The 12,705-nt window shown below is 70.6% G+C and carries 6 protein-coding genes and 2 pseudogenes; 1 reads left to right on the forward strand and 7 read right to left on the reverse strand.

Translation table 11 applies throughout. The features are described from left to right. Positions 1-436, reverse strand: a pseudogene (locus D7X12_RS32175) (hypothetical protein); the annotation flags it as partial. Positions 437-448: 12 nt separating this feature from the next. Continuing rightward, positions 449-2,374 (reverse strand): hypothetical protein, encoded by a 1,926-nt coding sequence (locus D7X12_RS32180; protein ID WP_120629063.1) that lies wholly within the window; start codon positions 2,372-2,374, stop codon positions 449-451. Positions 2,375-2,505: 131 nt separating this feature from the next. Here D7X12_RS32180 and D7X12_RS32185 point away from each other — a divergent pair, with 131 nt between their 5' ends. Beyond that, positions 2,506-2,952 (forward strand): hypothetical protein, encoded by a 447-nt coding sequence (locus tag D7X12_RS32185; protein ID WP_120629058.1) that lies wholly within the window; start codon positions 2,506-2,508, stop codon positions 2,950-2,952. Between the two features lie 58 nt (positions 2,953-3,010). On the opposite strand, the gene D7X12_RS32190 is transcribed toward D7X12_RS32185, so the two are convergent. The 5 genes and pseudogenes from D7X12_RS32190 to rpsM form a co-directional block, all read right to left on the reverse strand. Continuing rightward, positions 3,011-4,231, reverse strand: coding sequence for a c-type cytochrome (locus D7X12_RS32190; RefSeq protein WP_120629059.1), 1,221 nt, complete (start codon positions 4,229-4,231; stop codon positions 3,011-3,013). 91 nt (positions 4,232-4,322) lie between these two features. Continuing rightward, positions 4,323-7,694, reverse strand: a complete 3,372-nt coding sequence (locus tag D7X12_RS32195) for a non-ribosomal peptide synthetase (RefSeq protein ID WP_158620160.1) — start codon at positions 7,692-7,694, stop codon at positions 4,323-4,325. Then, positions 7,687-10,947 carry a beta-ketoacyl synthase N-terminal-like domain-containing protein gene (locus D7X12_RS32200; protein WP_158620161.1) on the reverse strand — a complete coding sequence of 1,087 codons (3,261 nt, stop codon included), beginning with the start codon at positions 10,945-10,947 and terminating at the stop codon, positions 7,687-7,689. The genes D7X12_RS32195 and D7X12_RS32200 overlap by 8 nt, the downstream gene beginning before the upstream one ends. Beyond that, positions 10,944-11,924 carry a thioesterase domain-containing protein gene (locus D7X12_RS32205; RefSeq protein WP_244224911.1) on the reverse strand — a complete coding sequence of 327 codons (981 nt, stop codon included), beginning with the start codon at positions 11,922-11,924 and terminating at the stop codon, positions 10,944-10,946. The genes D7X12_RS32200 and D7X12_RS32205 overlap by 4 nt, the downstream gene beginning before the upstream one ends. Positions 11,925-12,579: 655 nt before the next feature. Continuing rightward, positions 12,580-12,705 (reverse strand): annotated as a pseudogene (gene rpsM, locus D7X12_RS32210) (30S ribosomal protein S13); the annotation flags it as partial.

Consider the following 12,705-nt stretch of genomic DNA (forward strand, 5'->3'; position numbering starts at 1 on the left):
GGGTGGTGGGCAGCACGCCGCCGCCCGCGTTCAGGGCGAAGAACGGCGGCGTGGGGCGGCTGGGCACGCTGGGCAACACCCAGAAGCCGTTGGCCGCCGCGGCCACGGGAGCCGCCGCCGGCTTGCCCAGGACGGGGTCCAGCACGGTCACCTGGGCGCCCTGCACCACCGAGCGCAGGAACAGCGGGCTCACCTCCGAGATGATCGGGGCGATGGGGCTGGTGGGGCCGCCGTTGGTGATCCAGCTGAAGAAGAACGCCTCCGGATCCCAGGCGAAGCCGGACACGCGCGTGGTGAGCGTGGCCAGGTCCGTGTCCTGGAACTCGGCGGGAGAGACGATGGGCGTCCCCACGACTTCGGAGGACGGGTTGGATTCACAGCCGGCACCGAGGGCCAGCGCACTCAGGACGGATACCAGGCGCAGAGAGCGATTCATGGCGGGACTCGGTCAGTTCTCAGGAAGGATGTGGCCGTTGGTCGTGGACTGCGCGTGGCACGTCTGCGCGCAGTTGCCGAAGCGGTTGGGCTCGCCCTTCGCGCTGAACTGCGTGGCGAAGTACTCGTCCCCGTGCACCGACGGGTGGCACGACTGGCAGACGTTCATGCTGGGACGCAGCGCGCTCTCCTTCGTGAGGTGGCACACGGTGCAGTCCGTCTTGTTCTGCGTGTAGCGCGGCGACGAGTTGTGCAGCTGGTGGATGAGCGTCTGGATGCGCGGCACCAGGTCGCTGTCGCGCTGGTGGCACGTCTTGCAGGCCTCCACGTGATCCACGCCCAGGCCGTGGCGCAGGTTGTCCAGGGACAGCACGCCGCGGTGGCACAACTGGCAGTTGCCGACCGCGTTCGGGTACGTGGTGGGCTCCTGCTGGCCCACCTGGAAGAAGTAGGAGTTCGTCTTCGCCACGCGCTCGCCCAGGAAGTAGCGCTGGGTCTTCACGAGGGCCACGTAGGTGCCCGGCTCCGCGTCCTGGGGCAGATTCACCGAGTAGCGCGTCGTCCAGGTGGAGCCGTACACGCCCGGGAAGGCGCTGAGCGTGGCGAGGCTGTCCACCAGACCCACGGACTCCGCGTTCGCGGACCAGTACGGCGCCTTGGCCTGCGGATCGCTGCGCACCTGCAGCTTCTGCAGCGGGCCCGCGACCATGTAGGCCGGCAGCGAGTCACGCTCCAGCAGGGTGAAGTAGCTGGCCTGCGTCGCGTAGAGCAGGCCGTTGGCCTTGTCCGCCAGCATGTCCTTGCCGCTGGGCAGCACGCCCGCGGGCAGCATCTGGTTGCCGTCGCCGTCGCGCATGTCCAGGAACAGGCGGAAGGACTCGCCCGGCTCGTAGTAGCCCTGGCCGTTGGCGGGGGTGCTGAACTTGAACTTCGGGTCCACGCCGAAGCCGCACGCCACCGGCTGCCCGTCCGCGTTGGCGCAGGTGGGGGCCAGCCCCTCGGGCGTCACCAGCTCGATGGGGAAGAAGAACGGCTCGTCGGGCAGCTGGCTCCAGGTGACCTTCAGGATGGCGGGGCCCGGGATGAAGGGCGCCTCGAAGGTCTTGAAGGGGTTGGTGCTGCCCACCATCTCGATCTTCACGAGGGTGCGGTAGGCCGGGGGCGAGGCGGGCTGCCCGGAGAGCACCGGCAGCGGGTGCGGCACGACGTCTCCCGGGCTCTGGGGCGCCTGCACCGTCTCCATGCGCCAGCCCACGCGCGTGTGGCCTCCGTAGGCGGAGTCCGCGAGGAAGTCCGTGCGCGAGTACACCACCGGGGTCATGCGCGGCGTCACGCCGTCCTGGTCGATGATCTCCACCGTGAAGGTGTCATCCTTCACGGTGCGCCAGCGGGCGTTGTCGAAGAGGACCTCGCGCGTCCACGCGTCCTGGGAGAAGCCCTCGATGCCGGTGCTGAACGTCCACTGGTCCGACACCCGGCCCAGGTCCGACCAGTCCAGGTTGCGGAAGCGCGACTCGTTCTTCATCCAGCGCACCGCGTCCGTGAGGTCCGCGCCGTTGGTGTGCTTGTTGAGGACGATGTCGCTCAGCGTCAGCTGGTTGAGGAAGTACCGGGTGCCGGCCATCAAGCGCAGCGTGCCCGTGGGCGCGCTGCGAGCGCTGGTGGGGTCGGCGGCGAGCAGGTCCGGGCAGGTGTCCGGGTAGCCCGGGAGGTTCAGCGTTCCCTTGGACACCGCGCTGCCGCTCGGGAGGATGGCGCAGCCATTGAACTGCTGGAGGCTCAGCCGGATGGCTCCTGAGTCCGACGACTGGTACGGATCAAAGACGCGCGCGCCACGTCCGCTCACGTCCTCGTTGTCATTCACGTCCAGCATGTTGCAGGACAGCGTGGGCGCAAGGAGCGCGCACAGGGCGGTGCGCACGAAGGTCGAACGGATCATGTCGGGCACGGGGTGAGACGCTGGGAGAGCCAGGAGCCAACTTCTAGCACCCGTGTCTGGCCATGACAATTACCGCCCCCCCTGCCTTGACATTGCCGGCTCGTGGGGCGTCGCGTAGCGTCAGGCGCGACATGATCTACTACCTGCTGAAGGGCCTCCACCTGCTGGCCATGGGCGCCTGGCTGGGGGCATCCATCACGTCGCCCCTCGAAATCCTGCGCACCCTGTCCCGAGGCCGGCCCTACGTGGACCTCATCCCGGAACAGGTGGCGCGAGCGGACAAGGTCCTCATCCCCGCCGCCCTGCTCACGCTGCTCACGGGCCTGGGGCTGATGCAGACGACCCAGGGGTTCATCACCGCCCCGTGGCGCTTCTGGGCCGGGTTCGGCCTCACGCTGGGGCTGCTGCTGCTCGCCAAGCTGGGGCTGGAGCCCACCAAGAAGCGGCTCGTGCTCGCGGTGCAGGGCCCCGGTGAAGCCGCCGCGCTGGGTGCGCTGCGCGGCCGCTTCATCGGGCTGGTCACCGCGTGGCACGTGGGCTTCGTCATCATCCTCGTGCTGATGGTCTATCCGTTCTGAGCCGCAGGGCTGAGCCACATGACTGAGCCGCCCGGCAGCGGGCGGCCCATGCCCCCCGCTACGGGATGAGCGCCGCCTGCTGCTGGACCCAGCCGGCCAGCGAGAGCGCCTGGGTCTCGTCCAAGAGCTCGCTGTAGGTCGGCATCTGGGTGCCGGGCATGATGGCCTCCGGGTTGCGGATCCACCGGGCGACGTCCTGCGGCGACTTGCCGACGGACTTCTTGAGCAGGCCCCGGAACTTGGCCCCTTCCGCGTGGCACGAGCCGCAGCCCAGCGAAGCGAAGAGCTGCTCCGGGCCGCCCTCCTGGCTGGCCTTCACGCGGTGCGCGGACCCCTGGGGCGTGGCCTTGTCCACGTGCGGCAGGCTCTGGAGGAAGCGGTAGAGCGCCTCGGCCTCCACGTCGTCCATGCCCCGGAAGCGGCGCATGGGCGAGCGCATCACATAGCCCGCGGGCGTCACGCCCTCGCGCATGGCGTCCGCGAACTGCTCCTGCGTCCAGCCGCCGAGGCCCGTGGCGTGGAAGGTCAGGTTGGTGGAGTAGACGGTGCTCGTGCTCGTCTCCGAGTACTTGAAGCCGCCCGTGAAGGCCTTCGAGCCGTTGACCTTGGACGGGATGATGCCCGGGGTGTGGCAGTTGACGCACTCGTAGACGCCGCGCGCCAGGTACTCGCCGTACTCCACCGTGGGCCCCTTGGGGGGCGCCTTGAGGCCGGAGGCCGGCCGATCCAACGGGACGGTGCCCAGGGCCAGCGCCATGGCGACGCGGCCCGTGGGGCTGATCTCGTTCTTCGGGTGCGGCTTCTCATACGGGGCGAACAGCGGGTGGTCCGAGCGCATGAAGCCCATCAGCGCCGCCAGGTCCTCGTCGGACATCGCGTAGCTGGCCATGATGACGGCGCGGTGGCCATCGCGCTTGATGCCGTAGCGGATGGAGCGCGCGAGCTCGCCGTCGCTCATGGCGCCAATCCCCGCCTGCTTGTCGGACGTGAGGTTGGACGAGTAGACGCGCCCCACGATGGAGGGCACGCCCTTCATGTAGCCGCCCGACACCCGGCCGCTGCTGTCCTGGCCGTCCTGACGGTGGCAGTCCTCGCAGACCGCGCGGAACAAGAACTCGCCGCGCTTCACCGCCGCGGGGTCCGTTGCCGCCACGATGGGGGGCAGCGGCGCGTCCACCACCTCGTTGAGCTTCGAGTTGCCGTAGAGCCCCAGGCCCAGGAGCGCTACCGCCAGCAGGGCCACGACGGCCCCCAGGACCTTGAAAATCGTCTTCGCCAAAGCGACCTTCCTGTACACGGGGGCGGAATGCCCGGTCCGTCGGTTTAACCCACTTTCACGCCCGCCTCGACTCCCTGGCGTGCGCGAGGCTTCATGCGGACTTCGCGGCCCCCTGGCGGGCAAGCTCCAGGCGGCCAAGCTCCTCGTCGATCTCCTCCTCGGACATGGTGGCGATGCGCGACATGAACTCCTGGCGGCGCTCCTCCACGGCGTCCTCGATGAGGCGCGCCACGCCCATCACCGTCGGGTCGCGGAAGAAGACGGACAGGGGCACCTCCACGCGGTGGTGGCCGTTGACGCGGTAGAGCAGCCGGGTGGCCAGGAGGCTGTGGCCTCCCAGCTCGAAGAACTGCGCGTGCCGGTTCGCCACCTCCACGCCGAGGATCTCCGCGAACCAGGCGGCCACCTGCCGCTCCAGGTCCGTACGGGGCGGCTCGCTGGGGCCCGCGCGCGTCTTCAGGCCGCCCGTCATCCGGGAGAGCGCATTGCGGTCCACCTTGCCGTTGGGCGTCAGGGGCAGCTGCGCGAGGAACGCCACCTGCGGCACCATGTACGCGGGCAGCTTGCGCGCCAGGGCGGCCACCACGGCGTCCTCGGTCAGGGTGTCGTCGCGGCGGCGCACGAAGGCCACCAGCCGCTCCCCTGCCCCGCTGCGCTGCACGACGACCATGGCCTCGGCCACCCCGTCCAGGGCGCCCAGCTGCGTTTCAATCTCCCCCAGCTCGATGCGGTAGCCGCGCAGCTTCACCTGGTGATCCGCGCGGCCCAGGAACGCGAGCGCGCCGTCGGGCAGGTAGCGGACGCGGTCGCCCGTGCGGTAGCAGCGCTCGGCCACCGCGCTGAACTCCGGCACGTCGAGCGTGACGAAGCGCTCGGCGGTGAGGTCCTCGCGGTTCAGGTAGTCCCGGGCCACGCCCGCCCCCGCGATGTACAGCTCGCCCACGACGCCGGGGGGCACCGGGCGCAGGTCGTCGCCCAGCACGTAGAAGCGCGTGTTCTCGATGGGGTGTCCCAGGTCCACCGCGGCCGCGTCCCGGGGCACGCGCCGGCGCGAGGACCAGATGGTGGTCTCCGTGGGGCCGTACACGTTCCACAGCTCCGCGGTCCGCTGCGCCAGTTCGCGCGCGAGCGCCACGCTCAGCGCCTCGCCCCCGCACAGCGCCTTGAGGCCGGGGCGGCCCTGCCAGCCGTAGTTCAACAGCAGCTGCCAGGTGGAGGGGGTGCCCTGCATCACCGTCACGTCCTCGGCCTCCAGCACCTGGAGCATCCGCGCGGCGTCGCCCTGCGTCGCGTCCGACGCCACCACCAGGGTGGCGCCCACGCTCAGCGGCAGGAAGACCTCCAGCACGGAGATGTCGAAGCACAGCGACGTCACCGCGAGGAACCGGTCGTCGGGGGTGATGCCCGGGGCCACGCCCATGGACAGCAGCAGGTTCACCGCGTTCGCGTGCGTCACCCGGACGCCCTTGGGCGCGCCCGTCGAACCCGACGTGAACATCACGTAGGCCAGCGCGTCGCCCGTCAGGGCCGGCGGCGCGAAGTCCGGGAGCGCTTCGTCCGCGGGCGGCTCCTCGGTGCCGCGGACGCGCAGGGCCTGCACGCCCTCCGGCAGCGTCCCGGCCGTGCCGTCATCGCAGGCGACCCAGCGCACGTCCGCGGTGCGCATCATGTAGGCCAGCCGTTCCTCGGGGAAGCCGGGGTCGAGCGGCACGAAGGCCGCGCCCGCCTTGAGGATGCCCAGCAGCGCGACGACCATGTCCACGCCGCGCGCCATCTTGATGCCGACGAGCGTCCCCACGCCCACGCCGCGCGCCACCAGCGCCGCGGCCACCCGGTCCGAGCGCCGGGCCAGCTCCGCGTACGTGACGCGCACGTCGTCACAGCGCACCGCCACCTGCGACGGGGGCCGGGCGTGCTCGCGGAAGACGAGCCCCTGGAGGGGGTCTTCGTACTCCCACGTCCGCGCCGTGTGGTTCCACTGCGACGTCACCCGCGCGCGCTGCGCGGGGGTCCACCGGGGCGCCGTGCCCAGGGGCGCGTCGGGGTTGGCGAGCAGCCACTCGACGAGCTGGAGCCAGGAGGCCTGCAACCCCTCCACCGTGTCGCGGCGGAACAGGTTGGTGTTGAAGACGAAGCTGCCGGAGAGGACGTCGTCCGTCTCGCCGGTGAGGTAGTAGTACTCCAGGTCGAACTGCGACTTGCGCGCGTCCAGGTACGCATTCGTCAGCCGCAGGCCGGGGCGCTGGACGGCGTCGGTGGGAATCTGTCCGAAGAGCACCTGGAACACGGGGTTGCGGCTCGTGTCACGCTCCAGCGACAGGGCCTCGACGATGCGATCAAACGACATCGCCGAGTGGCGCAGCGCGTCCTTCAGCACCGTCCCCGCCTGCGCCAGGAGCTGGCGGAACGAGGCCTGGGGGTCGGTGTCCAGCCGCAACACCAGCGTGGACATCAGGCACCCGACGATGCCCTGGAACGCGGGCTCCTCGCGGTTGGCGTACGGCGTGCCGATGAGCAGATCTCTCTGCCGCGTGTGCTGGTGCAGCAGCGTCCCGAACGCGGCGAGCAGCACGGAGAACAGCGTGGTCCGCTGCTCCCGCGCGAAGCCGTGCAGCCGCCGGGACGTCTCCGCGGAGAAGACGGAGGGCACCTGGGCGCCGTCGTACGTGAGCTGGCGCGGCCGCTCGAAGTCGTTCGGCAGTTCGATGACGGGGGGCTCGGCGAGCTGCTTGCGCCAGTAGCCCAGGTTCTGCGTCGCGAGCGCCGGGTCCTGCGTCCGCTCCGCGCGCAGGAAGTGGATGATGGACTGCTCGTCCCGGAGGGGCGTGAGCGCGTTGGGGTCCCCGTAGAGCGCCGTCAGCTCGTCCACCATCAGCCGCAGGGACCAGCCGTCCGACACCAGGTGGTGCATGGTGAGGCCCAGCTGGTACCGGCCGTCGGAGGCCTTGAACAGCAGGGCCTTGAACAGCGGGGCCCGGGCCGGATCAAAGGGCCGCACCAGCGCGGCGTGGAGCACCTCGTCGCGCGCGGCCGGATCGTCCGGCAGGTCGATGACGGGCAGCTCCACCGGGATGTGCTGCTCGAAGAGCTGGACCGGGACGCCCGCGACGCTGGGGAACACGGCCCGCAGGGACAGGTGCCGCTCGGTGAGCCGTGTCAGGCAGGCGCGCAGCCGCTCCACGTCCACCACCCCGTCCACGCGGAAGAGGAACGGGATGGTGTACGCGTTGGAGTCCGGCGCGTAGCGGGAGATGAACCAGATGCGCTGCTGGATGCCGCTCAGCCACGTCAGCTTCCGGCCGGCGAGGAACTCCAGGATGCGCGGCTTCTGCTCCTGGAGGAATGCCTTGTCCTCTGGGGCCAGCTTGCCGGCCGCCTTCTTGAAGTGGAGGCGATCCGCTTCGGCCCAGAGTTCGACACCGCGACTGACGAGCTGCCCGAGCCCACTTTCGAAGTCAGACATGGCCCTCTTCGTTGTCATCGTGCGCCGCGGGGGGAGGCCCCATGGACGTGCCCTGCAGTTGAGCGAGGCGCTGCGCGGCTTCCCCGACCGTGAGGTCGTCCAGGTAGAGGCTCATGGGGATGCTGCACCCCAGCCGGGTGCCCAGCTGGCTGCGCAGGTCCATGGCCACGAGCGAGTCCACGCCCAGGTCGTTGAGCCGCGCGTCCGGGAGGATCTGCTCGGCGGCGACCTTCAGCAGCGCCGCCAGCGTGGCGATGAGGCTCTGCTCGAGCGTTTCGCCGGGAAGCCGCGCGGGCGCGGTCTCCACGGCGGGAGCGCCCTGCCGCAGCACGTTGCGGGAGGCAGGGCCCCGCGCCGCGCGGGACGTGCCCGACCACACCGCCGTCACGAGCTGCTGGCCCAGGTGCTCCGCGCCCGCGCCCGCCACCGAGCGGATCTCCACGAAGCGCTTGCGCGCGAGCACGCGCGACCACTGCTCGTACGTCAGCGCCGGGGAGCCCGGCATGCGCAGCTCCGCGTCCTCGAAGAGCCACCAGCCCTCCAGCAATCCGAACGTCAGCGTCGTGAACGCCGTCACGGCCGCCAGCTCGTTGAGGACCAGCACCCCGCCGGGCGCGAGGAAGGCCCCCACGTTCTCCACGGTGCGCTGGATGTCGCGCGTGGCGTGCAGGACGTTGGAGGCGACGACGACGTCGTACGGGCCCGGGTCGACGGTGTTCGCGTCATCGAAGGGCTTCTCGATGTCGAGCACCGCCAGGGTGAGCGACGGCGCCTGCTCCCGGAAGCGCTCCCCGTGCGAGAGGAAGCTGCGCGAGCGGTCGGTGTACGTGTACACGAGCCGGTCCGCGTAGGGCCGCAGCCGCTCGAAGAGGAAGCGGGACGTGCCTCCGGTGCCCGCGCCGACCTCGAGCAGGCGCAGCGTTTCGCCCGGCTTGAGGTGGCCGAGCCGGGAGACGACCGCGGCCTCCACCGCGTCCGCGGCGCGCGTGTTGAAGAAGTCCGCGACCGCGTTGCCCGCGTAGACGGCCTCCACCAGCTCCATCGAGCCGCCGGGGAAGACGACCTCGGTGGCGCGCGTCTCGCCGCGCAGCACCGGCACCAGCCGGTCCAGACAGGTCCAGAGCAGGCGCGATGTCGGAGCGTCCGTGCGCGGTGGAGCCGCGGGCGTGTCCCCGGTGAGGCGGATCATCTCCCCCTCCTCCGCCAGGTGGCCCGCGGACGCCGCGATGCGGAGCAGCTCGCCCAGGAGCCGCTCGTGGTTCGCCGCCACGCCCAGCCGCTCCCGCAGCCCCGCCCGGGGCTGGGCCGTGCCCAGTCCCAGCGCGAGCAGGGCCCGGTGCACACCGAAGACGCAGGCCTCCTGGGTGACGCGCTCGTCGTCCAGGTGCCGCGCGAGCAGCGCCTGGATGGAGGCGCTCCGGTCCGGCACGGACACCGTGGGATTGCCCCAGCTCAGGTGGGCCGGCTTCTCCGTCAGCCAGTAGCGCTGGTCGTCGAAGGGGTACGTGGGCAGCCGCATCCGCCAGGGCGAGGCCCCGCCCCAGAGGCGCGCCCAGTCCACGGCCACGCCTTCGGTCCACCGGGCGCAGAGCGTCCGGGCATCCCAGGTCGCCGCGTCCTGCGCGGTGTCCTTCACCGCGCGCTCCACCCGGCCCTGCTCCGCGGCGGGCAGCACGTTGCCGGCAACGAAGGCGCGCAGGAGCAAGGCGAGCTGGGAGGGCGTCTCCACGACGGCGGCCAGCCGCTCGGGCAGCGCATCGCGGCCCACCTGCAGCGTGTAGAGCAGGGAGGCGAAGGTGTCCGCGTCCAGCGCCTCCGGCCCGCCCTCGGTGCGCTCCAGGAAGGCGAGCAGGTCGCCCGCCCGGGCCCGCAGCCGGTCGGGGTTGGCGGCGGACAGCACGAAGACGTGCCCGGCCGTGGCCGCGGACGCGGCGGCAGCGCGGGCCGTCCGCGCGGGAGGCTCGGCGAGGACCGCGTGCGAGTTGACGCCGCCGAAGCCGAAGGAGCTGATGCTCGCCACGCGTCCGCCCCGGGGCCAGGGGGTGAGCCGGGTGGGCAGGTGGAACGGCGAGCGCTCCAGGCGGATCCTCGGGTTGAGCGCCTGGAACTGCGCGAGCCCCGGCAGCGCTTCGTGTTCCAGCGACAGGAGGACCTTGATCACCCCGGCGATGCCGGCCGCGGCTTCCAGGTGGCCGATCTGCGTCTTCACCGAGCCGAGCGCGATGGTGCGCTCGCCCAGCGTGACGTCCGCGTCGCGCGCCATGTGCGAGAACGCGCGCTTGAGGGCGGTGATTTCAATGGGGTCTCCCAGCGGCGTCCCGGTGCCATGGGCCTCCACGTAGGAGACCTGCTCCGGACGCACGTCCGCGTCGCGGTAGGCCTTCTCGATGACGGCCGACTGCGCGAACGCGTTGGGGGACGTCAGCGTGACGGCGGCGCCCCCGTGGTTGACGGCGGTGCCCCGGACGACACCGTAGATGGCGTCCCCGTCCGCGAGCGCCCGGGCGAGCGGACGCAGGAAGATGAAGCCCGCCCCTTCGCCGCGCACGTAGCCGTCCGCGCGCGCATCGAACGTCTTGCACAGCCCGTCCGGCGCGAGCATCCCGGAGCGCGTGAAACAGTTGAAGACGAACGGCGTGAGGCAGAGGTTCACGCCGCCGACGAGCGCGGAATCGCAGTCACCGGAGCGCAGGTCGCGCACCGCCTGGTGGAGGGCCACGAGCGAGCTGGAGCACGCCGTGTCCACGGGCACGCTGGGCCCCTTCCAGTTGAAGTGGTGCGAGATGCGGTTCGCCAGCAGGGACGTGGCGAGGCCCAGCGCCGTGTGCGGCTCCGCGGGCCGGTCCCCCAGGTGGTGCAGCTCCCGGTAGTCCCAGCTCGACGCGCCGACGTACACGCCCACCGGCGCTCCGGAGAGCGAGGACGGCGCATGGCCCGCGTCCTCCAGGCAGCTGAACGCCAGCTCCAACATGAGGCGCTGCTGCGGATCCATCCACTCGGCTTCACGCCGGGAGATGCCGAAGAAGCGCGCGTCGAAGCGATCCACGTCCTCCAGGTAGCCGGCGCGGCGCGGCGACACGTCATCACTGCGGGGATCGCTGCCCCAATACCAGCGCTCCTCCGGCGTGGAGCGGATGCTCGTCACGCCTTCCCGGAGATTCTCCCAGAAGGCGGCGGCATCCCTGGCGCCGGGGAAGCGACACGCGAGGCCGACGATGGCGATGGCATCGTCGGCCGCACGGGGAGACTTCACCGGCAGCCCCCGACGGGCTGCTTCAGCGCCACCCGCGTGGTGATGGTGCGGATGACCTCGCCAATCTTGTCCAGCCCGGGCTGGTGCCCGTTGACGAACGTCTTGCCCGGCACGTCCACGTAGTGCACGCGCTTCTGGTTCGACTGCACCACGCACAGGTGCGTCGCATAGGGCGAGTCCGTCTGGATCTCGTTCTTGTAGCGCTCCTCCTCGCCCGCGGCGATGACGTCGATGACGCCCTGGAAGTTCTTCGGCTTGTACGCGAGCATCGCCTCCAGGCCCGCGTTGTAGACGTTCACGCGGTGGCGGAAGAGCGACTCTTCCTGATCATTGCGCAGGTAGCCGTGCTCGCGCAGCAGGCGCAGGAACGTGTCGATCTGCACCTCGTCCTTCTGCGACAGCACCTCCTCCACCGGGAACTCCTTCATGGAGTTGCCCAGGAACTCCTCGAACACGAAGAGGAAGTCCTGCACCACGCGCTTGCGCGGCGACTCCAGGTGCGCGAGGTCCGTCCACTGCCGGGGGAACAGCGGGAGCAGGTCCAGGCACAGGGCGATTTCATGGCCCCGCTCCTTCAGCATCTTGCAGATCTCGTACGCGACGAGCCCGCCGTTGCAGAAGCCACCGATGTGGTACGGGCCCTCCGGCTGGATGGCGAGGATCTTCTCCACGTCGTACGCGGCGATCTCCTCGATGGTGCGGAAGGGCGTACGCTCTCCCTCGAGTCCGGGCGTCTGGCACCCGTAGAACCACCAGTCAGGGGGGAGGTACGGGATGTAGTTGCGGAGGTAGGAAATCGTTCCGTCCGTCGCCGGGCAGAAGAACAACCGCGGTGCGCCAGGAGCGCCTTCCCGCAGCACCACCACCGTTTCCACATTCTTGGGATTTGGCGCGAACGACATGTACGCCGTGAGCAGCTGCTGCTTCTTGGCTTCCAGTGCTGCGTCCGCTTGAGTCGTTCCGCCGTTCGAGACCATGCTCGTCACCGTGGTGTCCCTCCGCGAATGTGTCTTTTTCGCGCGCCGTCATGGGGGAGGAGCAGCGCGCAACGCGGACGATACCCTGTGCCCGAATAATCCTTCAACGGTCACATAATCACAGCTTCTCAAAAATCATTCAGCGGATGACAACAGCCGCGTGACGCACGGGTCACGGGACGTCGAGAGAGACGCCCTGTCCGGGGACCGCCATCACCCAACGCACGAGGTCGGGGCGGCCGTCGCAGCGGACGCGCACCTCGAACTCGCGGCCCGCGGGCAGCCGGCTGGCCAGGGGGGTGGTGCCCTCCAGCTCTTGTTTTCCCAGCGCGACCCGGCAGCCGCTGGGGCCGGTGACGCTCAGGGTGCCGGTGCTGTCGGGCGGAGGGACGGCGTCCGCCAGCGTCCGCAGGTCGATGCGCTCGGACTGCATCACCTTGCCGAAGCGGTGCAGCTGGCCGTCCACGGCCGTGGCCACGAGCAGCGAGCCGGCGGGGGCGGCCGGCGACAGGGGGCGGTCCGAATCCAGGCGGATGCCGGACACGTAGACGCGCTCGCCCTCCTGGGCGTTGAGGATCTCCACGCCGCTGGCGGGCAGGAACACCATGGCCACCACCGCGCCCACGAGCGCGACCCCGACGCCGATGAGCAGGGGGGTGCGCTGGCCGCGGACCGGAAGACCCTTGCGGTGACGCAGACCCCGGTAGCAACCCAGGTCCATGAGCCGCTTGATGTTCATGGTCACTTCGCGCCGGAGGTCACCCTCGACCTTGTAGCTCGC

The organism is Corallococcus sicarius, from assembly GCF_003611735.1.
Classification (GTDB): Bacteria; Myxococcota; Myxococcia; order Myxococcales; family Myxococcaceae; genus Corallococcus; species Corallococcus sicarius.